Origin of the sequence: Flavobacterium okayamense, assembly GCF_019702945.1 — a bacterium.
GTDB lineage: Bacteria > Bacteroidota > Bacteroidia > Flavobacteriales > Flavobacteriaceae > Flavobacterium > Flavobacterium okayamense.
The window spans coordinates 2,035,895-2,060,239 of sequence record NZ_AP024749.1; the positions used below are offsets into that span (position 1 = coordinate 2,035,895).

General features: G+C 29.6%; 25 protein-coding genes. 8 read left to right on the forward strand and 17 right to left on the reverse strand.

Annotation, left to right across the window (positions count from 1 at the left end; translation table 11 throughout):
* Positions 1-15: 15 nt before the first annotated feature.
* Positions 16-558 (reverse strand): RNA polymerase sigma factor, encoded by a 543-nt coding sequence (locus KK2020170_RS09465; protein ID WP_221258094.1) that lies wholly within the window; start codon positions 556-558, stop codon positions 16-18.
* Positions 559-644: 86 nt separating this feature from the next.
* Between KK2020170_RS09465 and KK2020170_RS09470 the strand changes: the two genes are divergently transcribed.
* Positions 645-1,295, forward strand: a complete 651-nt coding sequence (locus KK2020170_RS09470) for an HAD family hydrolase (RefSeq protein WP_221258095.1) — start codon at positions 645-647, stop codon at positions 1,293-1,295.
* On the opposite strand, the gene KK2020170_RS09475 is transcribed toward KK2020170_RS09470, so the two are convergent.
* The 3 genes from KK2020170_RS09475 to KK2020170_RS09485 are packed head-to-tail and all read right to left on the reverse strand — an operon-like array spanning position 1,292 to position 4,504.
* On the reverse strand, positions 1,292-2,746 hold the full coding sequence (locus KK2020170_RS09475; RefSeq protein ID WP_221258096.1) for a cryptochrome/deoxyribodipyrimidine photo-lyase family protein: 1,455 nt from the start codon (positions 2,744-2,746) through the stop codon (positions 1,292-1,294). The two genes, KK2020170_RS09470 and KK2020170_RS09475, sit on opposite strands and share 4 nt — an antisense overlap.
* A complete protein-coding gene (locus tag KK2020170_RS09480) occupies positions 2,743-4,032 on the reverse strand; it encodes a cryptochrome/photolyase family protein (protein ID WP_221258097.1) in 1,290 nt (429 codons plus the stop codon). The genes KK2020170_RS09475 and KK2020170_RS09480 overlap by 4 nt, the downstream gene beginning before the upstream one ends.
* 10 nt (positions 4,033-4,042) lie before the next feature.
* Positions 4,043-4,504, reverse strand: a complete 462-nt coding sequence (locus KK2020170_RS09485; protein ID WP_221258098.1) for an SRPBCC family protein — start codon at positions 4,502-4,504, stop codon at positions 4,043-4,045.
* Positions 4,505-4,632: 128 nt separating this feature from the next.
* Here KK2020170_RS09485 and KK2020170_RS09490 point away from each other — a divergent pair, with 128 nt between their 5' ends.
* Positions 4,633-5,487: a DUF2911 domain-containing protein gene (locus tag KK2020170_RS09490; RefSeq protein ID WP_221258099.1), complete on the forward strand. Its 855-nt coding sequence runs from the start codon at positions 4,633-4,635 to the stop codon at positions 5,485-5,487.
* 31 nt (positions 5,488-5,518) lie between these two features.
* Here KK2020170_RS09490 and KK2020170_RS09495 read toward each other — a convergent pair whose 3' ends face one another.
* The 8 genes from KK2020170_RS09495 to KK2020170_RS09530 all read right to left on the reverse strand — a co-directional run bounded on the left by KK2020170_RS09495 (position 5,519) and on the right by KK2020170_RS09530 (position 13,638).
* Positions 5,519-7,204 carry a sodium:solute symporter family protein gene (locus KK2020170_RS09495; protein ID WP_221258100.1) on the reverse strand — a complete coding sequence of 562 codons (1,686 nt, stop codon included), beginning with the start codon at positions 7,202-7,204 and terminating at the stop codon, positions 5,519-5,521.
* 154 nt (positions 7,205-7,358) lie between these two features.
* Complete coding sequence (locus tag KK2020170_RS09500; RefSeq protein ID WP_221258101.1) at positions 7,359-9,797, reverse strand: PIG-L family deacetylase; 2,439 nt, start codon at positions 9,795-9,797, stop codon at positions 7,359-7,361.
* A 74-nt stretch (positions 9,798-9,871) separates the two neighbouring features.
* Positions 9,872-10,408, reverse strand: a complete 537-nt coding sequence (locus tag KK2020170_RS09505) for a mechanosensitive ion channel family protein (RefSeq protein WP_221258102.1) — start codon at positions 10,406-10,408, stop codon at positions 9,872-9,874.
* Complete coding sequence (locus KK2020170_RS09510; protein WP_221258103.1) at positions 10,401-10,982, reverse strand: Maf family nucleotide pyrophosphatase; 582 nt, start codon at positions 10,980-10,982, stop codon at positions 10,401-10,403. The genes KK2020170_RS09505 and KK2020170_RS09510 overlap by 8 nt, the downstream gene beginning before the upstream one ends.
* The gene (locus tag KK2020170_RS09515) at positions 10,975-11,910 is read right to left on the reverse strand and encodes a geranylgeranylglycerol-phosphate geranylgeranyltransferase (protein WP_221258104.1); all 936 of its coding nucleotides are present in this window, start codon (positions 11,908-11,910) and stop codon (positions 10,975-10,977) included. The genes KK2020170_RS09510 and KK2020170_RS09515 overlap by 8 nt, the downstream gene beginning before the upstream one ends.
* 32 nt (positions 11,911-11,942) lie before the next feature.
* Positions 11,943-12,317, reverse strand: coding sequence for a four helix bundle protein (locus KK2020170_RS09520; RefSeq protein ID WP_221258105.1), 375 nt, complete (start codon positions 12,315-12,317; stop codon positions 11,943-11,945).
* Positions 12,318-12,365: 48 nt separating this feature from the next.
* A complete protein-coding gene (locus KK2020170_RS09525; RefSeq protein WP_255567308.1) occupies positions 12,366-12,896 on the reverse strand; it encodes a KdsC family phosphatase in 531 nt (176 codons plus the stop codon).
* Positions 12,877-13,638, reverse strand: a complete 762-nt coding sequence (locus KK2020170_RS09530; protein WP_221258106.1) for a Rossmann-like and DUF2520 domain-containing protein — start codon at positions 13,636-13,638, stop codon at positions 12,877-12,879. Before KK2020170_RS09530 ends, KK2020170_RS09525 begins: the two co-directional genes overlap by 20 nt.
* Before the next feature lie 132 nt (positions 13,639-13,770).
* Here KK2020170_RS09530 and KK2020170_RS09535 point away from each other — a divergent pair, with 132 nt between their 5' ends.
* The 6 genes from KK2020170_RS09535 to KK2020170_RS09560 all read left to right on the forward strand — a co-directional run bounded on the left by KK2020170_RS09535 (position 13,771) and on the right by KK2020170_RS09560 (position 18,786).
* Positions 13,771-15,921 carry a T9SS type A sorting domain-containing protein gene (locus KK2020170_RS09535; protein WP_221258107.1) on the forward strand — a complete coding sequence of 717 codons (2,151 nt, stop codon included), beginning with the start codon at positions 13,771-13,773 and terminating at the stop codon, positions 15,919-15,921.
* Between the two features lie 171 nt (positions 15,922-16,092).
* Complete coding sequence (locus KK2020170_RS09540) at positions 16,093-16,416, forward strand: ArsR/SmtB family transcription factor (protein ID WP_221258108.1); 324 nt, start codon at positions 16,093-16,095, stop codon at positions 16,414-16,416.
* A 16-nt stretch (positions 16,417-16,432) separates the two neighbouring features.
* The gene (locus KK2020170_RS09545) at positions 16,433-16,906 is read left to right on the forward strand and encodes a DUF6428 family protein (RefSeq protein ID WP_221258109.1); all 474 of its coding nucleotides are present in this window, start codon (positions 16,433-16,435) and stop codon (positions 16,904-16,906) included.
* Positions 16,906-17,523, forward strand: coding sequence for a class I SAM-dependent methyltransferase (locus tag KK2020170_RS09550; protein ID WP_221258110.1), 618 nt, complete (start codon positions 16,906-16,908; stop codon positions 17,521-17,523). The genes KK2020170_RS09545 and KK2020170_RS09550 overlap by 1 nt, the downstream gene beginning before the upstream one ends.
* Before the next feature lies 1 nt (position 17,524).
* Complete coding sequence (locus KK2020170_RS09555; protein WP_221258111.1) at positions 17,525-18,136, forward strand: arsenate-mycothiol transferase ArsC; 612 nt, start codon at positions 17,525-17,527, stop codon at positions 18,134-18,136.
* On the forward strand, positions 18,136-18,786 hold the full coding sequence (locus tag KK2020170_RS09560; RefSeq protein ID WP_221258112.1) for an MIP/aquaporin family protein: 651 nt from the start codon (positions 18,136-18,138) through the stop codon (positions 18,784-18,786). The genes KK2020170_RS09555 and KK2020170_RS09560 overlap by 1 nt, the downstream gene beginning before the upstream one ends.
* 11 nt (positions 18,787-18,797) lie before the next feature.
* Here KK2020170_RS09560 and KK2020170_RS09565 read toward each other — a convergent pair whose 3' ends face one another.
* The 5 genes from KK2020170_RS09565 to katG all read right to left on the reverse strand — a co-directional run bounded on the left by KK2020170_RS09565 (position 18,798) and on the right by katG (position 24,251).
* Positions 18,798-20,513 (reverse strand): esterase/lipase family protein, encoded by a 1,716-nt coding sequence (locus tag KK2020170_RS09565; RefSeq protein ID WP_221258113.1) that lies wholly within the window; start codon positions 20,511-20,513, stop codon positions 18,798-18,800.
* A 96-nt stretch (positions 20,514-20,609) separates the two neighbouring features.
* Positions 20,610-20,867, reverse strand: a complete 258-nt coding sequence (locus tag KK2020170_RS09570; RefSeq protein WP_221258114.1) for a DUF6952 family protein — start codon at positions 20,865-20,867, stop codon at positions 20,610-20,612.
* Between the two features lies 1 nt (position 20,868).
* The gene (locus KK2020170_RS09575; protein ID WP_221258115.1) at positions 20,869-21,177 is read right to left on the reverse strand and encodes a thioredoxin family protein; all 309 of its coding nucleotides are present in this window, start codon (positions 21,175-21,177) and stop codon (positions 20,869-20,871) included.
* Between the two features lie 80 nt (positions 21,178-21,257).
* Positions 21,258-21,893, reverse strand: coding sequence for a peroxiredoxin (locus tag KK2020170_RS09580; RefSeq protein ID WP_221258116.1), 636 nt, complete (start codon positions 21,891-21,893; stop codon positions 21,258-21,260).
* A 180-nt stretch (positions 21,894-22,073) separates the two neighbouring features.
* Positions 22,074-24,251, reverse strand: a complete 2,178-nt coding sequence (gene katG / locus KK2020170_RS09585) for a catalase/peroxidase HPI (RefSeq protein ID WP_221258117.1) — start codon at positions 24,249-24,251, stop codon at positions 22,074-22,076.
* Between the last annotated feature and the right edge of the window lie 94 nt (positions 24,252-24,345).

Genomic DNA, 24,345 nt, shown 5'->3' on the forward strand with positions numbered 1-24,345 from the left:
TTTTAATAAAAAGGTTTAATTGGCTTTTAAATATTCTTCTATTTTTTTTACAGCTAAATGATAGCTTGCTTTTAAAGCGCCAACAGATGTTTCTACAATTTCTGATATTTCCTCATATTTTAATTCTTCGAAATATTTCATTTTAAAAACCAATTGTTGCTTTTCAGGTAGCAAAGCTATAGCTTTTTGAAGTTTTAATTGAATTTCATCACCATTAAAATATACATCACTCTCTAAATTCATTATTGTTTTTTGTTGTAATTCTTCATTTGAAATTCCACTTTTTTTAGCTTTCTGATTTAAAAATGTTAATGCTTCATTAGTAGCAATTCGATACAACCATGAAAACAATTTACTTTCTCCTTTAAAATTATTTAAATTTTGAAAAACTTTAATGAAAGTATTTTGTAAAACATCATCAGCATCATCATGATTTAAAACTATATTTCTAATATGATGATATAACGGTTTTTGATACAATTGTAGTAACTTCCTAAAAGCTGACTGTTGCGTTTTAGGATTCAATAATTCTGCAATAAACTCTTTTTCCTCTTGCACTAACTATTGTGTTTTCTAATAAGACTAAAAATAGTAAAAAAGGTTTAAAAGGAAATTAAAATTATATTTTTGTAAAAAAATGCGAGATGATTAAAACGGTAATTTTTGATATGGATGGCGTAATTGTAGATACAGAACCTGTTCACAAATATGCTTATTATCAACATTTTAATGAGTTGAATATTAAAGTGTCTGAAGAGTTTTATTCTACATTTACGGGTAATTCTACTCGTAATGTTTTTCAAAAATTAAAAGCCGAATTTAATTTATCTGAAGATGTTGAAAGTTTAATTTTAAGAAAAAGAGCATTATTTAATGATGCTTTTGATACGAAACCGGATTTGTTTTTAATTGATGGCGTTGAGGATTTAATTAAAAACTTGTACAATAACGAATTTCAATTAATTCTGGCTTCGTCTGCATCAAAAGGAACAATTGAACGCGTTTTTAATCGATTTAATTTGCATCAATATTTTACGCACAAGGTTAGTGGTGAAGATTTCCCTAAATCTAAACCCGATCCAGCAATTTTTATTCATGCGGCAAATTTATCAAATCACTCTTTTGAAAATTGTGTTGTAATTGAAGACAGCACAAATGGAGTAACGGCTGCAAAAAGTGCAAATTTAAAATGTATAGGTTATGATAGTAAGAATTCTAAAAATCAAGATTTATCTAAAGCGGATTTAGTAATTAATGATTTTTCAGAATTAGATATTCACTGTATGTTTTCTTAATTCCGATTTGGAAGTGTGTGCTTTTTTAAAATTCTGTTACTTTCAGACTTTGTAATTTTTTTGTTTTTTTGGTTCCAAAGTTTTTCAATTGCAAATTTTCTAGTTGTATCTAAATCTACAATAGGAAATGGATAATCTTTCCCAATTTTAAATTGATACATTTCTTGTTCTAAAAGTGTCATTTTCCAAGGTTCAAAAACATACTGTGTTGGAAGTTTTTGTAATTCAGGAATCCATTTTTTTATAAATCCACCATCTTTATCATGTTCTAAAGCATTTTTAGTTGGATTATAAACTCTAATTGTATTTATTCCTGTTAATCCTGCTTGCATTTGAATTTGAGGATAATGGATACCAGGTTCAAAATCTAAAAACATTTTGGCTAAATGATAGGCACAATTTTTCCAAGGTTGCCATAAATTGTGGGTATAAAATGAAACTAAAAGCGCACGCATTCTAAAATTTAGATAGCCAGTTTCATTTAAACAACGCATAGAAGCATCTACTAAAGGAATTCCAGTTGTTCCATTTTGCCATGATATATGATAAAATTCATTTACTTTTTGCTCTAAATCGTTGTAACCTTTATTTATAGGTTCAAACTCCATAGAACATTCCATTTCAAATTTTTGAATAAAGTGCGCTTGCCATCTTAGTCTAGACATAAAATTTAGAAGTGCTCTTTTATTATTACTATTTTTAAGCTTAGCTAAGCTAATTTGATAGACTTCACGAACTGATAAATTACCCCAAGCAATATAAGGCGATAATCGGCTACATGATTTTCTGGCAAGTTCTGGTTTAGAGATTAATTTTGAATAATTTAAATAACGAGTTGCAAAAAAACTATTGAGATACTTTAAGCCAATTTTTCTTCCACCTTTTTGAAAAATTGCACTTGTGTTAGTTCTTACATCTACCAAATTAAAATGTAATTCGAATTCTTCTATCTCTTTATATTTTAAGAAAGTTCTATTATTTGGATTAAATTTAAAACACGATTCATTCATGTAAGTTGTCCATTCGTCTTTCCAGGTATTTCTATTAGAGATTCCTCTAAAAACACCATTAGTTACATTTTCAATCCATTCTATATTATGTTTTTTAAAGAGTTTTTTTAGTTGTAAATCTCTTTGAAAAGTAATATTTAAACCAGTTTCTAAATGAGAAAACACCTTTTTGATAGGCAATATTTCAATCAATTTTTTAAATACATCTATTGCATTTCCTTTAACGATATGTATTTGGGTGTGAAAGGGTAATAAATCATTTTGTAGGTCTTCTAGAGATTGTTTGATGAAGTTAAAATGCCTATCACTATAATGTGGATTTTCTAAAAGTATGGGTTCAAAAATATATACAATAAGTGTTTTTCCCTCTGATTGAATTGCGTTAAAAAGGGCTTCATTATCATGTAAACGTAAATCTCTTTTTAACCAAACTATATTCATACATCTAGCGCTTCTTTATAAACTTTTAAACATCTTTCTCTTGCTTCTTTATGGTCTACTATAGGTTCAGGATATTTAGAAGTTTCTAATTCAGGAATCCATTTTTTAATATATTTCAAATCTTTATCAAACTTTTTAATTTGTTCCGATGGATTAAAAATTCGAAAATAGGGTGCTGCATCAACACCTGAACCCGCTGCCCATTGCCAATTTCCTATATTACTCGCTTGTTCATAGTCAAGCAATTTTTGAGCAAAATAAGTTTCGCCCCATCTCCAATCTATGAGTAAGTGTTTGCATAAAAAACTTGCCACAATCATGCGTACTCTATTATGCATGTGTCCAGTAGTATTCAATTCACGCATTCCTGCATCTACAAAGGGATAACCTGTTTTTCCTTCACACCATTTTTTAAAGTTTTTTTCATCGTTCAACCATTTTATGTTATCATATTTTGGTTTAAAACTTTCATTTATAGTATGAGGAAAATGCCAAAGAATTTGCATAAAAAATTCTCTCCAAATCAATTCATTTAAAAATGTTTCATTTTTTGACTCTAATGCTTTTTTAACCATTTTTCGAATAGAAACTGTACCAAATCGTAGATGAATTCCTAAGTGAGACGTTCCGTCAATTGCTGGAAAGTTTCTGGTTTCTTGATAATTATCGATTAACTGATCAGATACATTATATTTTGGTAACTGAATGTTTGTTTTTTCAAAATTGATATCGGTTAATTTTAAAAAAGGATAATTATGATTTGTAATATTTTCTAATAATTCTTCGGAAGGATAGTTTTTTAAAAGACTAGTAGAAAAATTTTCTTTCCATTTTTTTGAAAAAGGAGTATAAACTACATATGGGGAATTATCATCTTTAACAACTTCACTTTTTTCAAAAATAACTTGGTCTTTCGCCGTTTTGAATGCAATATTATGAGCTTTTAATAAAGTATTTATTTCTTTATCTCGTTTTCTAGCGTAGGGTTCATAATCATGATTTGTATAAACAGTTTCAATGTCATTTTCAGAAATTAAATTTTTGAATATTTCATATGGAGTTCCATTAAAAACAGCTAATGATTTACCTTTTTTATTTAATTGATTCTGTATATCTTCTAAACTTTCATGTATAAAACTAACGCGAGCATCATCTTTTGGAAGTTGTTCTAAAATTGAAGTATCAAATATAAAAATAGGTAATACTTCTTTAGAAGAATTTAGTGCATGAAACAATGCTGCATTATCATGCAAACGTAAATCGCGACGGAACAAAAAAATTGTCATCTATAATAATCTAAAATTCACCAAATAGTTCTACAAGTTTCTTTTTTCTAAATTCAAAAATTTCCTCAAGTTTTGGTCTAACTAATATTGGATTTACCAATTGTCCTATTACACCAAATGGAACTTTGTAGTGAATTAAATCTTCCATCTCAACACCACCAGGAATTTCTTTTAAAAAGTGTTTATGATGCCACAATGCATAAGGACCAAATCTTTGCTCGTCTACAAAGAATTTATTTTCTACGACATGAGTTATTTCAGTTACCCATTTGTTTGGGATTCCCAATACTGGTTTTACAATGTATTCAATAATTTGACCCGGATACATTTCCTTATCAGCACCTGATACAATATCAAATCCCATGTATTCTGGAGTAATTTTTTTTAAATTTTTTGGGTCAGATAAAAATTTCCAAGCTTCTTCTATTGAAATTGGGATATTTTGTTTTTTATGTAATGTATAAATTTTCATTCTAAATTTGTTTAATCAAAGTTACTAAAACATTAAACAAAATAAAAATAATTTTAGTAAAAGCTTAACAAATAACAGCTGATTAATTAGTAATTTCGTGATAAATCAAAAAAACTAAATAAAATACGATGAAAAAATTATTCTTAACCCTAGCTTTATCTCTAGCTATTTTTGCGTCTAATGCGCAAGTTAAAACACCACAATCAAGTCCACTTTCTAAAGTTGAGCAAGTTGTAGGATTAACTTCTGTTACTATTGAATATTCAAGACCAAGCATTAAAGGTAGAATTGTTTACGGTGATTTAGTGCCTTATGGAAAAAATTGGAGAACTGGTGCTAATGCTAATTCAACAGTAACCTTTAGTGATGCTGTTACTATTAATGGTAAAGAATTAAAAGCAGGTAAATATGCATTATTTACTACTCCTAAAGCTGATAGTTGGGATATTATTTTCTATTCAGATACTAATAACTGGGGATTACCAGAATCATGGGATGAATCAAAAGTAGCTCTTCGTGCTAGTGTTAAACCAGAGACATTATCTAAATCTGTTGAAACTTTTACAATTGAATTAGCGAATATTTCAAATGATGGTGCAACTTTAGATTTATTGTGGGAAAGAACAAGAGTATCTTTACCTTTTTCAGTTCCAACACAAACATTAGCAATGGCTAGTATTGAGAAAGCTTTAGCTGGTCCTTCAATGGGTGATTATTTTTCTTCTGCTCAATACTATTATCAATCGGATAAAGATTTAAATAAAGCATTATTGTGGATTAATAATGCAATTTCTATGACTCCTGCAGGTAAAGACACTCCATTTTGGTATTTACGTTTAAAATCGTTAATTCAAGCTAAATTAGGCGATAAAAAAGGAGCAATTGAAACGGCTAAATATTCATTAGAAGGTGCTCAAAAAGCTGGAAATGCTGATTATGAAAAAATGAATAAAGACAGTATTGCTGAATGGTCTAAAAAATAATTTGGATTTTATAGTATAAAAAAAGAGGCTTTTAAGCCTCTTTTTTATTTATGAAAATCTGTATAAAAATTGAGAATGAAATTGTCATTAAAGCCCCAATAAAATTTAGCCACAAAAAGCTTACTATATCTATGTAATAAATGTAAAAAATAATTAATTGTGATATACAAGCTCCAATGAAGATTGCTTTCCCTTTAACAAAGTTAATATAGAATCCTACTAAAAATATACCTAGAACGGTTCCGTAGAAAATAGAACCAATGATATTTACCAATTGGATTAAGTTTTCAAACAATGTACCAATGCAAGCAAAACCTATGGCTACCAATCCCCAAAATAATGTAAACCATTGGGTAGCATATACATAATGTTTATCAGATTTTTCACCAACGTTTCTTTTATAAATATCTATTGATGTAGTTGCTGCTAAAGAATTAAGTCCGGATGCACTTGAAGACATGGCGGCACTAAAAATTACCGCTAACAATAATCCGAGTAAACCTTTAGGTAAATAATGTAAAATAAAGTATAAAAAGACATAATCTTTATCGTTAGTTTCAGAACCATTATCAACACTTGAGATTAAATCTTTAGCTTTTTCTCTTAAATCTTTTTCTTTATTTGATAAGGCAACCATTTGTTTACGTAGGGTAGGGTTGTCATAATCATTGTGCTGTAATTGATCAATATATATTTGATTTACAACTTGTTTGTCTTGATTTAATTCTACTAATTTACTTTCTAGATTTTCATAGGCTTCTTTTTTATCTGAAGCTTTTACTTTATTTACATTATTTGGATTAAAATGAAGTGGCGTATCATTAAATTGGAAAAACACAAAAACTAAAACTCCGGTTAATAAGATAAAAAATTGCATAGGAACTTTTAAAATTCCATTCATAATTAGTCCCATTTGACTTTCTTTAATTGATTTTCCTGATAAATATCGACCAACTTGAGATTGATCAGTACCAAAATAAGAAAGCATTAAAAAGAATCCGCCTGTAATTCCACTCCAAAAAGTATATCGAGTTTCGGGGTTATATGAGAAATCTAAAATATCCATTTTCCCATTTGCACCAGCAACATGTAAAGCATTTCCAAAATCTAACTCATTGGGTAAATATGAAAGAATTGTAAAAAAGGTAATAAACATACCACTCATTATTACAAACATCTGTTGTTTTTGCGTTACATTAACTGCTTTTGTTCCTCCAGTTACAGTATAAACAATGACTAAAATGCCAATTACAATATTTAACATAGTAAGATTCCAACCTAATAATGCTGATAAAATTATGGATGGAGCGTAGATGGTCAAACCTGTACCTAAACCACGTTGAATTAAGAATAATATAGCAGCTAATGATCGAGTTTTTACATCAAAACGTTGTTCAAGATATTCGTAAGCCGTATATACTTTTAGTTTATGATATATAGGAATGAAAGTATAGGCTATTACTATCATAGCTAAAGGAAGACCAAAATAGAATTGCACAAATCCCATTCCGTCATGATACGCTTGACCTGGGGTAGATAAAAAGGTAATTGCACTAGCTTGTGTAGCCATTACCGAAATGCCAACTGTAAACCAAGGAGTTTCATTATTATCTAATAAATAATCCTTTACGTTTGCACTGCCTTTTGTTTTAAAAGCGCCATAGATAACGATAAACAATAAAGTGCAACTTAAAACAATCCAATCTAATCCAGTCATATTATGAATAAATTTCCATTAATAAATAAAAGATTAAAATGTAAAGTGCGTTTAGGAAAAGTACTATAGTATAGCTTTTTTTCCATTCATATTTATGTTCTTTCATTGTTGTAAAAATTAATATTAATATGGAAAGAATGTATTTTAAAAAGTTTTATTCTAATGCAATTAAATTAGCTAATAATTTATAAGCTCCGCTAACACCTTCAGGAAGTTCTCTAAAGAATGATAATCCAGTATAAATGTAATTTCCTTTTCCATACTTAGCGATTAATAAACTACCATTTGTTTTTTCTTCTCCTTCATCTTGCATAGCTAAGATAGGAATAAAATTACTATCCCAATTATTTGGGAAATACAATCCACGCTCTTGAACCCAACCTTCGAAGTCTTTATTCGAAATTTTGTTTGGTTGGTTTAACACGGTATTATTGTTATCCAAAAAATATACAGTAGCCTCTTCGTTTGTAACTCTATCGCTAGATAAAGATAGTGAGTAAGGTGCTAATTCATTGGTAACAAGACCTCTTGTAGTATTGTATTGAACTATTAGGTTACCACCTTGGTTAACATATTCGAATAGCACTTTGTTTTTATATTTTAAATCATCTAAAACATTAAAAGCCCTTATTCCAATAATAATAGCGTCTAAATTTTTTATTTTATCTAATTCTAATTCTGCAACGTCTAAATATGAAATTTTGTAATTCAAATTTTCCAAATTTTTACCAACTTCATCTCCAGCTCCCATAATATATCCAATATTTTCTCCCTTAGTTTGAATTTCTAGATTTACAAATTTTGATTCAGAAGATTCTAAAATGATTTGTTTAGGAATATGAGCATAACTAATTGCAGTTAATTGCTTATCATAAATTTTAGTATCACTTTCTACAATAGCTTGAACAACAATGTTTTGCTCTTTACTTGGAGGGGATACAGTGAAAGAAACTGCTTTTGTTTCGCCTTTTACACCAATTTTAACTGGAATTTCTTTTGGCTCAACATTCCAGTCGGCAGGGATTTTTAATTTAACTATTCCATTTGCATTATTTTCATAAGCAGTAACTTTTACCTCTATTTTTTTTGAATTTTTACCATCAAAAACAGCAACTTTATTTGTTATTTCAGTTGTAAATTTAGGAACAATTGAAAAAGGGATATAAGTTTCACCATCATTAGGTTCGTTCGTTTTGAAAGTCAGATTTTTTGTGAACGTAAATTTTTGATTTTCAATTTCAAGATTAAATACAACAGGAAATGGTGTTTTTAACTCGGGTAAATTTCGTAAAGTTTTTTCCGTTACAGTGTATAAACCGTTTTGTTGTTTTTCGTTTAACCAAAATAAATTGGAATAAGGAATTTTTTCGGAAAATTTGAAATTAATAGTTTCCTTAATATCTTCATTGTTTTTCAACGATTTATTGATGGGAACATTTTTTGAATTTAAAAGATTTATCGAGTTCAGTTTGATATTTGAATTACTCCTGTTTATGGCTTCAACGTTTATTTGAATTTCTGAATTTGGCGTAGCCATTTCTTCTGAAGTAATCGCTTCTAAAAACATTCCTGATGAAGCTTCAATGATTGAAGTTATTTCTTTCGATTTTATTTTTTTCCAATGTTCATCATCTAGTTTTTGAATTAATTGGTACGCTTTTACCAATTGTGGTAAATGTACAGATGGATTTTTAAAATTAAAATTGTTTTGAATTGGAAGTAAAATTTTAGCTATTTCATTTCCACCTTTAATTCGATTCCAAGACGTATCAATTCCTTCAAAAAGATTATCTTTTGGTGGAAGATTACCTTTAATCAATTCTAAATATTCTAATTCTTCACCACGAGTTCCAATTGTTCCAAACCCCTGACATTTATGTTGACTTCGGCTTAATGCTGCAATTTCATGATTACTTTTTCCTTTTAAAGGATAATAAACATTAGCATCGATCGAAAGCAATTTAGATTTATCAGCTTTATCAAATTTTTCTTGACTTCCATAAAACCACCACGACGTATTGAAAAACAGTCGTTTTGGCTTTATTTTCACCAAATCGTAAGCTTCTAAACTCAACATAGCCGAAGCAGTATGATGTCCGTGAGTTGTACCAGGAGTTCTATGATTAAATCGATTAACAATAATATCGGGTTGAAAATTTTCAATAACTTGAATTACATCTGATAAAACTTCATTTTTATTCCAAATAGAAAATGTTTCTGTAGGCTGTTTACTATATCCAAAATCATTAGCTCGTGTGAAAAATTGAGTCCCTCCATCAATTCGTCTAGCCGCTAAAAGTTCTTGTGTTCGAATTGCACCTAATTTTTCACGTAATTCAGGTCCAATTAAATTTTGTCCGCCATCGCCACGAGTTAGAGAAAGGTAAGCTGTATTGGCATGATAATGATTTGAGAAGTAAGTAATTAATCTTGTGTTTTCATCATCTGGATGTGCAGCTATATATAAAACTTTTCCAAAGAAATTTAGTTTTTCTATTTTCTCAAAAATCTCATTTGATGATAGTTTTTTTGGTTCTTGGGCATTTATTAATTGAAATGTAAAAAGCAGAAAAAGGCTTAATTTTCTAAACATAGAATTATTGGTTTTTTCAAAGATAAAAAAAGGAAGTCTTTTGACTTCCTATTTAATTTTTTTTTAAGAATTGATTAGTCTGTAAAATCACTAAACTCTTTATGTTTTTTTATGACTGATATTCCTTTTTGCATTAATAAGTTATTCGGATAGGTAATAGTTTCTCCATCAATTGTTTTTAGTAAAATATAAAATGCTTTGATATCTTCAATTTCGGCTTCAATTGGAAAGTCTTTATCATGAATCTTTATTACATCTCCAATTTTGAAAGGGTAGGAGAAAAACAAAACTACACCTGCTGTTATATTACTTAAAATGGACCATTGCGCAAATGAAGCAACTCCTACAACTGCAAAAACGGATGAAATAAATAAAAATATTTGATCTTTTCGTACACCCCAAATGATAATAATACTCAAAAGAGTTAACGTGCCAAGAAGAATGTTTATGTATTTGATAATTAAATTAGTACGATGTTCTAAAGCTTCATTTAAAGTGGCATATTTTCGAACTATTTTAGCAATAATTGATTTTAGTATTACAAATACAAATATGGCTACAATTGTAGAAATTTCTTCATGTAAATATGGGTTTTCAATTATATTAAACATATTCTAATAATTTATCATAAACTTTATCAATGGGCATTCCTACAACATTTGCATACGAACCTTCAATTTTATCAATTCCAACTAACCCAATCCATTCTTGAATGCCATAAGCACCAGCTTTATCGAAAGGTTTGTAATTCTCTAAATAATAATGCAAAGCTTCATCAGATAGATTTTTGAAACTTACTTTTGTGATTTCATAAAACGTTTCTATTGATGTATTTGTTTTAAAACAAACCGAAGTGATTACTTCATGTGTTTTGCCACACATCGATTGTAACATTAAAAATGCATCATTGTAATCTTTTGGCTTTCCTAAGGCTTTTTTTTCATGCCAAACAATAGTGTCACTTGTAATAATAATTTCGTTTTTTGCAATTTCAGAAAAAGCATTGGCTTTTAATTCAGCTAAGAAATTCGTTATTTGTTCAGCTTTTAAATGTTCCGGATATACTTCTTTAACTTCCTTTAATCGGATTTCAAAATCGATATCCAATTCTTTGAAAAATTGTTGTCTTCTTGGCGAACCCGAAGCTAAAACGATGCGTTTATGTTGTAATTTTTCTCTAAGCATGTAAAGTAGAATAGGTAATTACCCAAATTGATACAATTCCGAAGAATAAAATCAACTTTAATAATAAACTTAGGTTTTTGTATTCCTTTTGTGTTTTAGCACTCCAACTTTTGATTGTAAAGAATAGAAGCGGAGCTATGATAAATAATAATGCATAATACACAACGTAATCGTACATGAATAAGTTGGTTCGAAGATAATAAGCTAATAAAGCAATTGGAATAATTGACAATCCAAATACAATTTTCATGGTTCGGTTTTTACCAATTAAAACAGGCAAAGTTGCAATTCCGCTGGCGTAATCAGCATCTGTATCTTCAATATCTTTTACCATTTCTCTTAAAAAATTAATGATGAATGCAAAAATTGCATAATCGGTAAGTATACTGAAAACTTGTTTCATTTGTTCTCTATTTCCTGCATAAGTAGAAGGAACTAAATCGTAAATTCCGATGATAATGATACTAAAAGAAAGAATTAACGCTACAATCACATTTCCTAAAACAGCAATTTGTTTTAAAGTAGTTGCATAAACGTATAACAAAGCAGCAGTAATAATAAAAAATGCGGTAAAACTTGGTTTAATAATAACATTTGAAAGATAAAACCCAATTCCAACACCAATAATATTGCAAATTACGTAATAATTGTAAGCTGCTTTTTCAGAAATAGAAACTCCAACAATTCTCTTTTTTGCAATTTCATCAGTTTCTTGATCCATAATATCATTAATGATGTAACCACCAGCTGCAATTAAAACTGTAGCTAAAACCAATAAAAAGAATTGTAAATGCGAAAGCGCTAAGAAATTGAATGTTGGCGTAAGCTCAGTAAATGTAGCCGTTTTCATAAATGTATAGCGAAATAAAATTTGCATAAATGCAATCATCGCTAAGTTTTGTATGCGTATAAGTTTAAAGAAGTTCATGTAATAGTGTTCAGTATTGAGTGTTCAGTAAATTAGTTTTTATTTATTACTCCAAATTTTTTAGGATTTAAAATCATATAATTTATTAATTTACCAACTTCAGTATTTTTTGTTGATAATTTATGATATGTTTCTTGGTCAATATATTTACAAGCTAAAGCAAATTCAAGCCAAGTTTGAGTTTCAGAATTTTCAGCATCCGAATCAGTTAGTTTACTTATAAAATGGTTTGGATAGATTCTTTTTCTATACGCTTCAGCTATGTTTGCACAAACACTTCTAGATGATCTTCTAATTTGATCAGTTAAAGAGTATTTTTCTTCTGATGGAAATGATTTTGTAGCCTCAAAAATTTCCATTGCAACTTCAAAACCTTTTTTATAAGCTAATAAATCTTGATAAACCATTGGCAAAAAACTGATTACTGTAAACTGAACACTGATTACTTTAAAAAATTAATCATACTTTGCATCAAAATGTTCCATCCATTTGTGTTGTACTTTCATGACTTGTTCAATAACATCGCGAACACAACCTTTTCCGCCATCTTTATGAGAAATATATTTTGAAATTCCTTTAATTTCCGGAGCTGCATTTTGCGGACATGTAGGTAACCCTACCAATTTCATTACGTGAAAATCAGGAATATCATCACCCATATACAATACATTTTCAGGATTAATATTGTAAATATCGCAATATTCTTTAAAGGTTTCTACTTTATCAGAAACGCCTAAATGAATATCAGTAATTCCTAAATTTCGTAAACGAACACGAACACCTTCGTTACTTCCGCCCGAAATAATACAAACATGATATCCATTTTCAACAGCAGCTTTCATAGCATAACCATCACGAATGTTCATGTTACGAAGCATTTCACCAGTTTGAGTAACGTGAATTGTTCCATCAGTTAAAACACCATCTACATCTAAAACGAAAGTAGTAATGGTATTCATATGTTCTTTATAACTCTTTTGCGACATTTTGTATCGATTGGGTTAGTAATTTGTAAATATCTTGATAATTTGAATCTTTTAAAAATTCAATATGTTTTTCTATAGTTTTGGTATCATTTCGTAAAGCTGGACCCGTTTGTGCTTCTTTAGGAGAAAGTGAAGTTATTTTATTTGCCACTTCTTGAATTAAAGGTTGTAAAACTTCAAATGGAACGTTGTTTTCTTCACAAACTTCGCCACCAATAACGTACATATGATTGACAAAATTGCTTACAAAAACAGCCGCTACGTGTAAGCTTTTGCGTTGTTCTGATGAAATATTGAAAACTTTATTTGAAATAGCTTTAGCCAAAAGTTCTAAAATTTTGTAATCATCTTCATTTTCAGCTTCTAAACACAATGGAATAGAGGAGAAGTCGACTTCTTTACTCTTAGAAAATGTTTGTAACGGATAAAAAACTCCTTTTCTATTCTTACTATCTAAAATGTCAATATTTGAAGTACCAGAAGTATGAACCACTAACTTATTTTTAAACGGGAGTTGGCTTGAAACTTCGTTTATAGCATTATCGGTTACTGAAATAATGTAAACATCGGCCTCTTGTAAAGCATTATAATCGTTAGTGATTTTCTCCTTTGGCAACAAATGCAAAAGTGATTTTGGTTGACGTGCAAAAGCTTGAACCAAAGAAACTTCTTTTGTTTGTGAAAACACTTTAATTAAGTGTTGGGCGACATTGCCACTACCAATTATCGTTACTTTTAACATGTGGCTAAAATAGTGATTTTTTTAATAAGAAATTGTCCCCTTGAGGGAACTTTAGGGGTGTATTATTATTAACTTCATCTACTTGTTTATTACTTTAAAAAGTTTATTTTTGAATGAATAAATTCTTAATAAATGAAAAAATTTTACTTTTTACTATTTTTTGCTTTTAGTTTTATAACTAATGCGCAAATTGTAAATATCCCTGATGCTAATTTTAAAGCTGCTTTATTAAGTGCTAATCCAAGTAATACAATAGCTAAAGATTTATCAGGTAATTTTTTTAATATAGATAGTAATAATGATGGAGAAATTCAAATAACTGAAGCTTTAAATGTTAGTTTTTTATCTATTGTAAACTCTAATATAAGTGATTTAACTGGAATTGATTTTTTTTTCAATATTACTACTTTGATTTGTAGTAATAATCAACTTACAGATTTAAATGTTTCAAATTTATCTAATTTAGAGGTTTTAGATTGTGTAAATAATCAAATTATGCTTTTGAATACTGATGGATTAATAAACTTAAAAGAATTATATTGTGAATCTAATTTAATAAGCGATGGAAATTTCTCAAGTTTATTAAGCTTAGTAATTTTAGATTGTGATGATAATAGTTTAAACAATTTAAATGTTTCAAATTTAAATTATTTAGAATCGGTTTATGTTAATAACAATTTTATAGAAAATATTAATGCCCAAAATTTACCAAGTATTCAAGTTTTTCAAACTACTGGAAATATTTCTTTAAAGAATGTATTTCTCAAAAATTCAAACTATCTTGTTTTTGATATTTTGGAAAATGCTAATATACTTTATATATGTTCTAGTGATCAATTTGTTGACTTTATTCAATCTGAAATAATTAGTTATAACTATATTGATTGTCACGTTAATACTTATTGTACATTTAACCCAGGTGGAACATTTTATGAAATTTCTGGAAATTCCAAATTTGATTTTGATAATAATGGTTGTGATATTTCTGATATTAATTATCCAAATTTAAATTTTGATATTACTGATGGTACAAACTCAGGAAGCTTTATAGCTAATTCTACAGGAGACTATTATATTCCTGTTCAAGCAGGAAGTCATACAGTTACACCAAATTTAGAGAGCCCAACTTATTTTACTATTTATCCAACAAGCTTTGTTGTTGATTTTCCTACACAAGCAAGTCCGTTTACGCAATATTTTTGTGTAACCGCAAATGGTGTACATTCAAATGTAGAAGTTGTAGTTATTCCAACATCTCCAGCTCGTCCCGGTTTCGATGCGCAGTATAGAATTATTTATAAAAATATAGGTAACCAAGTAGAGAATGGAGAAGCAACTTTTAGTTACGAAGAAGATGTATTAGATTTTATATCTAGTTCAACTATTTATGATTCTCAAACTATTTATGGTAATACAACTACATTACATTGGAATTATAGCAATTTAATGCCATTTGAAACTAGAACAATTGATGTTGTTTTGAATGTAAATTCACCAATGGAAACTCCAGCAGTAAATAATGGTGATGTTTTAGGAATTTTTTCTGAAATTTCGACTACAAATAACGATGAAGATTTGTCTAATAACTCTTCAGGATTAAGACAAGTAGTTGTAGGTTCTTATGATCCTAATGACAAAACATGTGTTGAAGGTGAATCTGTCGATATTTCAATGGTTGGAGAATATGTGCATTATGTAATTCGTTTTGAAAATACAGGAACGTATCCTGCCGAAAACATAGTTGTAAAAGACATGATTGATATATCAAAGTTTGATGTTTCAACTTTATTTCCTTTGCATGGAAGTCATGAGTTCTTTACAAGAATTAAAGACAATAAAGTTGAATTCATTTTTGAAAACATCAATTTAGATTTCAATGACGTCACAAATGATGGTTATGTCGCTTTTAAAATTAAAACTTTACCAACATTAACGGTTGGCGATACGTTTAGTAATGATGCTAATATTTATTTCGATTATAATTTCCCAATTACTACAAATGAATATATAACAACAATTGATAATCTTTTAAACAATCAAGATTTTGCCTTTGAAAACGAGTTTGTATTGTATCCCAATCCAGCAAAAGACATATTGAATATTTCAACAAAAAATCAAACAGAAATTCAATCGGTTGAGATTTATAATATTGTTGGACAAGTTGTAATCGCAATTCCAAATTCAACAAAAACTATCGATGTTTCAAGTTTAGAAACGGGAACGTATTTTATGAAATTGAATACAGTAAATGGAAGTACAACTTCGAAGTTTGTGAAAGAGTAACATTTTATGTCACTCCGACAAAGGAGGAGTCTCATAATCAAAATAATGCTATTTCTCTCTTCGTTCGAAATGACAAATATTATAAAAAATAAAACGCCAAAATATAATTTTGGCGTTTTTTGTTTACTTCTAAATTATAATATCGTAATATTGCAATATAATAATTTTTTTATGGGAGCATCAAAGGCCGATTTTTTTACTAAAGAACAAAACGATTTAGCAGTGTTGTTTAAAGCAATGTCGCATCCTGCAAGAATAGCAATAATTCAATATTTATTGAGTGTAGATAGTTGTATTTGTGGTGATATTGTAAACGAATTACCATTGGCACAGCCTACGGTTTCGCAACATTTAAAGGAGCTAAAAAACGCAGAAATCATTAAAGGTAACATTGAAGGAACTTCTATTTGTTATTGTCTAAATCCGGATACAATTAAATTGCTTGAAAGTTATTTCGGGCAAATTTCTAATAAACTAAATACGAAATGTTGTTAATTTTAAAAGATTTAAAATGAAATTATCAGAAATAAAAAAAGCGCTCAAGAATCTAGAGGTAATTGCATTTCAATTGCCTAATGGAGATTTAGTACAATCCCATTTTCATGTAACTGAAGTTGGCAAAGTAACCAAACATTTTATAGATTGTGGTGGAACTGTACGTAATGAAGAAGTAGTTAATTTCCAACTTTGGGAAGCAAATGATTATGATCATCGTTTGCATCCGGAAAAATTAATTCACATTATAGAATTGTCTGAAAATAAATTAAATATTCCCGATTTAGAAATTGAAGTGGAATACCAAATGAAAGATACAATTGGTAAATTTAATCTTGATTTTGATGGAACAAACTTTTTATTGACCTCAAAATTGACAGATTGTTTGGCTAAAGATAATTGCGGAATTCCAACTAAAAAGCCTAAGGTAAAAATAGGTGAGTGGAAAGTTAAAGAAAATGCTTGTAATCCTAATTCTGGTTGTTGTTAATGGAAAATTCAAAAAAAGCACATTGGGAAACAGTTTTTACTACAAAAGCTGAAACAGAAGTAAGTTGGTACCAACAAAAGCCTGAAACTTCATTGCAATTAATTCAATCTTGTAAATTAGATAAAGAAGCTAAAATTATTGATATTGGTGGTGGCGATAGTTATCTAATTGATAATTTGTTAGACTTAGGATATACGAATTTATTTTTATTAGATATTTCTGAAAATGCCATTGAAAGAGCAAAAAAGAGATTAGGAGAAAAAGCTAAGAATGTAACGTTTATTGTTTCAGACAGTTTAGACTTTGTTACTCAAGAAAAGTTTGATGTTTGGCACGACAGAGCTTCGTTTCATTTTATTACAGATGAAAATGATGTTCAAAAGTATAAAAGTAATGTTGTAAACGCATTAAACTCTGGTGGGCATTTTATTTTGGGAACCTTTTCTGAAGATGGACCCAAAAAATGTAGTGGTTTAGATATTACACAATATTCTGTTATGAAGCTTGAAGCTATTTTTGAGGAAGATTTCAAATTAGAAAATTGCTTTACTGAAGATCATCAAACACCATTTGACACAACTCAAAATTTTATTTTTGCTCACTATATAAAAAGATAAAATGTATTCTAATTTGAAACAAACAATTGCGAGTTCAGCTAATTTATCAGTTTCGGAAGAACGTAAAGAAGTCTTGAATCATTTGGTGACTTATATTCAACGTAAAGTTGCTAATCAAGAAGAAATTCGATTAAATTTCATTTGCACACATAATTCGCGCCGAAGTCATTTAGGGCAAATTTGGGCACAAACTATAGCATTTCATTTCGGAATTAAAAATATGTCTTGTTATTCTGGTGGAACGGAAACTACTGCCATGTTTCCTAAAGTTGTTGAAACACTTAAAAATCAAGGATTTGAAATTGAAAAATTATCAGAAAGTAACAACCCTGTATATGCAATTAAATTTGATGAAAGGGAATTGCCAATTATCGGATTTTCTAAAAAGTATGAAGCTAATTTTAACCCAAAATCTGGATTTGCAGCGATTATGACTTGCTCTTCAGCTGATGAAGGTTGTCCGATGGTTTTTGGTGCAGAAGCAAGATTTCCAATAAAATACGATGATCCAAAAGCGTTTGATGGAACTGATTTAATGGATTCAAAGTATGAAGAAAGAAGTTTAGAGATTGCTTCTGAAATGTATTATGTTTTTTCAAAAATTAGTAAATAGTGAAATTGCTTTCAAAATACTTTGTAGAGTTTTTCGGTACTTTTTTATTGGTTTTCTTTGGAACGGGATCAATAATTGTTGGTGAAGAAATTGGTTTTTTCGACACTTTTTCAATTGGTGTTGTATTCGGATTAACTGTTTGGCTAGTAATAATAGCTTTGCAAAAATATGGTGATGTTCACATTAATCCTGCTGTCACTATTGGATTTTTTTCAAACAAAGAAATGTTTTTAAAGGATACAATTATCTATATTCTATTTCAAATTTTTGGAGGCGTAATGGCGAGTTATGTTTTATTTGTCATCTTTCCATCTAATCTTAAACTAGGTAACACTTTACCAAGAGATATTTGGCAAGAAGCATTTGTTTATGAATTCTTTCTTAGTTTTTTATTGATGTTAGTTATTCTAATTTCGACAACAAGAAAAACGTTGCAAAAATTTGCCCCTTTTTTAATTGGGTTTACTGTATTTTTAGAAGCATGGTTGGCTGGTCCTTTAACCGGTGCATCAATGAATCCTGCTAGAACTTTAGGTCCGTCAATTGTATCGGGAAATGTTTCTTTTTTATGGATATATATTCTAGCACCAATACTTGGAATGATAATGGCAAATTTAGCATTGAAAATAAATATAAAAGCGCTCTTATAAGAGCGCTTTTATTATTCTTTAATCATTTTAAAACTTTGATTGGATTCTGAATTTTCAAGAGTAATGATGTAAATACCTTTTGCAATTTCAGAAGTATCTAAAGTTTGCAATGAATTATCAAATTCTAAAACTTTTTCTCCCAAAATGGAATACACATAGCCTTTTGTGAATTCGACTTGATCCAAATAGATACTATTACTAAATGGGTTTGGATATACATTAATTCCCTTTTCAACAAAATTATCAGTGTCTAATGTTGTTGCGATATTAAATTGATAAGGGGTTAAATAATTTGAACTTGTAGGAGTTATACTTGTTAATTTAAGATAATAATCACCACTTGCTAATGTCGCTGTAAAATTTAAAAACGAACCGCTATTATTTGAAATAGGAGTAATTGTGCTTCCAGACATATCTTGTATTTCAGCAGTCATTTGACTTGTAACTATATCGCTAACATTAATATTTACAATCATAGGATCAGAAATATTGAATTTATAAATATCAATATCTGAATTAGAAGAAGTCTCCTGGATAGTTGTAAATCCTATATAATCTTTATTTGTTTCAACAGTATAGGCTAATTCTTTTACTTGAGGTTCATCTAACCCTTGAAAAATTTCAAAATATTGACTTGGTAAGGCAGTATGATTTTCAATCCCTATCGAAGTGTAATAAAAGTACTTTGCTGGATAAGTTAAAGAAGGAAAATAATTATTCATTTTAGCAGAAGTTTCTGTAACAACTCCATCTGTAGAAGAACCATTTACTTTTCCTATAATACATGAAAAGTCTATTAAATTATCTATGGGTTTTTGGTTAATTCCCGTTACATTGTCACCTATAGCGCCGTTACAGTTTACATCATAATTAAAGAAGTCAGCACCAAAAAGATGTTCGTTCATATTTGAAGAGTTATTAACTTCAATTCCTCCAAACAAATACCTTCCTTGGTCGCCACTATAGTAATATGTGATTTTTAAATCGCGAATTGCTTCTGAATGCGTATCTATTCCTGCAAACCAACCTAATCCCGTATCACTTGCATTACTACCACCATGCGGAGTTCCAACAGTCAAAAATTTTGCTACATGATGTTGGTTATCAGCTTGCCAATTGTATGAGTTTTGAATGTATTCTCTTGAAGCTAACCCCCCCATACTATGTCCAACTAAAATAACTTTATCTTTTCCTGTTAATGTTAAAACACGTTCAACCGCATTTTTGACTGCTTTTCCTTGTTTTACAATAGCAGCTTGATTACTTAATTGATTATCCCCAATCGAACCATTTGAGTTAACTCTAAAGTTTACATAATAATAATCTCCATTTTGTATTGTAGTTCCATCAAAAGCAGCAATATCAGCATTAGCTGTTGGATAAAAATTTGTGTTGGTATTACCATCATTTTCATTTGCATTTAAGCAATAATCGAAACGACCTCCAAAAGTAAAACCATACTGAAAATCAATAAAATTTGAACTCGAATTCCATGTCTCAGAACTTGAGTTTAATCCATGTATAAAAATAATGGGGTAGGGTAGTTTACTTGTAAAAACTGTTTTATTATCAAGCCCTAATGGAGTTTTTAATGGTATAACTATGGTATCGTTTGAAAAATCAAAATATTCAAACTCTGGATTCCTTTCTTTATAAGTTATATTTTGGGCAAAAATAAAACTAGAAATAAGTAAAAATAAAAATGAATAAAAAGTAGTTTTTTTCATATACATTTTTTTGCATTAGTGTCGCAATATATAAAAAATGTATATGAAAAATAACTTTATATTATGAAATTGTTAAAAAATTAATTCTAAAATTATTTACTTATCAATTGAGCCTAGAACTCTCTTCATAAAATCATTTAAGGCAGTTTTTTTGTCTTTACCTTCTTGAACCATTCTATTGACTTCTAAAGCGCCATACATATTAGAAATTAATTCACCAATTACATCTAATTCTTCATCTTTTAATGAAGGAACTTCAGTTAGGTTTTCTAAAACTTCAATAGCTTCAACTAGATAATCTTGGTCATTATCTTCAATAAACTGAGTTAATTGTTTTATTACAGGTAATTTCATTTTAGACTACTTCGTTTACTAATTCAGTTAAAACTTCTAATTTATTAGTTTGAGTTTGGTTAACCAATTCTCCATTTTTGAAAGCAGCAAAAGTTGGTAAATTATCCACTTTAGCTAATTTTCTAGATTCTGGAAATTTTTCTGCATCCACTACTAAGAATGGAACATTTTCATTTTCTGAAGCTAATTTTTTGAATTTTGGTTTCATAATGCGGCAATTTCCACACCATGAAGCTGAAAACTGAACCAATACAATATCATTAGATTTTACAATTTCTTGTAAATTATCTTGTTCTATTTCTTGAAACATATTTTTTGAATTTTTAATGAGACAATAAGTCAATGTGCCAATAATTGTTTTATCGACACATTGAAAATTGACATATTATTTTAGTGAGAAGCTAAATACGCTGCAGTACTATTTCTGTCTGCATTCATTGCATCTTTACCTTCTTCCCAGTTAGCTGGACAAACTTCTCCTTTAGTTTGAACGTGAGTGTAAGCGTCTATTAATCTTAAATACTCATTTACATTTCTTCCTAATGGCATATCGTTTACACTTTCGTGGAAAATTTTACCCTCTTCGTCAATTAAGTAAGTTGCACGGAAAGTCACATTTGAACCTTCTAAGATTTCTTCACCTAAGTTTTCATCGTAAACCCATTCTGCATCTAAAATATCTAAAGCAGCAGATAAATTTCTAGTTGTATCAGCTAATAAAGGATAAGTAACACCTTCGATTCCACCATTATCTTTTGCAGTGTTTAACCAAGCAAAGTGAACTTCGTTTGTATCACAAGAAGCTCCAATTACCATAGTGTTTCTTTTTTCAAATTCACCTAAAGCAGCTTGAAAAGCATGTAATTCTGTTGGACAAACAAAAGTGAAGTCTTTTGGATACCAAAATAATAATACTTTTTTCTTGTTATTTACTGCTTCTTCTAAAACGTTGATTCTTAAGTTATCTCCCATTTCAGAGATTGCGTCAACTGTAATGTTCGGGAATTTTTTTCCTACTAATGCCATGTTTTTAAATTTTAAATTTTATTGTGTTTTTAACAGGCGCAAAATTACTCAATTTGAAAGCATTTAAATAAAAAATCAATGATAAATATTTATTAAATTATAAGTTTTATTTATCGTTGCAAAAAATAAAAAATGCACCTCTCATTAAAGAGGTGCATTTTGCTGGAAGTTATTTGTTAATTATATATCAAATCTGTCCGCGTTCATAACTTTTGTCCAAGCTTTTACAAAATCTTTTACAAATTTCTCTTTGTTATCATCTTGTGCATAAACTTCTGCATAAGCTCGTAAAATTGAATTCGAACCAAAAACTAAATCAACTCTTGTTGCTGTCCATTTTGTAGCTCCTGTTTTTCTATCAACTACATTGTAACTGTTGCTACCAGTTGGGTTCCAATTATAATTCATATCCGTTAAATTAACGAAAAAGTCATTAGTTAATACACCTATATTATCCGTAAACACTCCGTTTTTACTGTTGCTGTAATTCGCACCTAAAACTCTCATACCACCAATTAAAACAGTCATTTCTGGAGTAGTTAAACCTAACAATTGCGCTCTGTCTAGCATCATCTCTTCAGGCTTAACTGCAGCGTAATCTTTTTTCAGCCAATTGCGAAAAGCATCATGTACTGGTTCTAAATCTTCAAAAGATTCAATATCGGTCATTTCTTGTGTAGCATCTCCACGACCTGGGGTGAATGGTATTGAAATTGTAAAACCAGCATCTTTTGCGGCTTGTTCAATTGCAACATTTCCTCCTAGAACAATTAAATCGGCTAGACTTATATTTATTGATGTATTATTTTGAATTTCAATAAGTTTATTTAAAACTTTTTGTAATCTATCAGGTTCATTTCCTTGCCAATCTTTTTGAGGAGCTAAACGTATCCTTGCTCCATTTGCACCTCCTCTAAAATCAGAACCTCTAAATGTTCTTGCACTGTCCCAAGCAGTTGCAACAAGTTCTGATCGGCTTAGACCACTATTTAAAATTTTTGATTTTAATTCGTTGATATCGCTTTCTGATAAATGTTTATTTCCTTCTGGAATGGGGTCTTGCCAAATTAAATCTTCTTTTGGAACATCAGCACCAAGATATCTAGATTTTGGACCTAAATCACGATGTGTTAGTTTAAACCAAGCTCTTGCGAATACTTCAGTGAAGTAATTAAAGTCGTTATAAAATTTTTCAGAGATTTTTCTATATTCTGGATCCATCTTCATAGCCATATCAGCATCTGTCATTATTGGATTTCTTCTTAAAGATGGGTTATTAGCATCAATAGGCTTTTTTTCTTCAGGTAAATTTATGGGTTCCCATTGCCAAGCTCCTGCTGGACTTTTCTTTAATTCCCAATCATAATTTAATAATAAGTCGAAATAGCCATTATCCCATTTGGTAGGTTCAGTAGTCCAAGCACCTTCAATTCCACTTGTAACGGTATCTCCAGCGTTTCCATTTCCTTTTGGATTGTGCCACCCAAAACCTTGTTCTTCAATTCCAGCAGCTTCAGGTTCTTTTCCTAATTTAGAAGCATCTCCATTACCATGAGCTTTACCTACGGTATGTCCACCAGCAGTTAAAGCTACAGTTTCTTCGTCGTTCATAGCCATTCTTTTAAAAGTAACTCGAACATCGTGCGCTGTTTTTAAAGGATCAGGGTTACCATCAACACCTTCTGGATTAACATAAATTAAACCCATCATTACAGCTGCAAGCGGATTTTCTAAGTCTCTTTCACCTGAATATCGACTTCCTTCACTGCCTGTTTTAGCTAACCATTCACTTTCAGAACCCCAATAAATATCTTTTTCAGGATGCCAAATATCTTCACGTCCACCTGCAAATCCAAAGGTTTTCAATCCCATTGATTCGTAAGCCATATTTCCCGCTAATATCATTAAGTCTGCCCATGATAGCTTATTGCCATATTTCTTTTTAATAGGCCATAATAATCTTCTAGCTTTATCTAAATTTACGTTATCTGGCCAACTATTTAAAGGAGCAAAACGTTGGTTTCCTGTATTACTTCCTCCACGTCCATCTGAAGTTCTATAGGTTCCTGCAGAGTGCCACGCCATTCGTATCATTAAGCCTCCATAGTGTCCCCAATCTGCAGGCCACCATTCTTGACTTTCGGTCATTAATTTTTTTAAATCACTTTTTACTGCTTCTAAATCTAGTGTTTTAAATTCCTCAGCATAATTAAAATTTTCTCCCATAGGGTTTGTTTTTTTATCATGCTGATGTAAAATATCTAGGTTTAATGAATTAGGCCACCAATCTTTATTAGTAGTTCCTGTGTTTGGGTTTTGATGAAAAGGGCATTTGCTGATGTCGTTAGAATTATCCATAAATTTGATTTTATAGTGATTAGTTTGTTGTTTTTTTACTAATTATTTAATAAATAATATTGAATATTATCAAATTTACAAATAAAAAAACCAT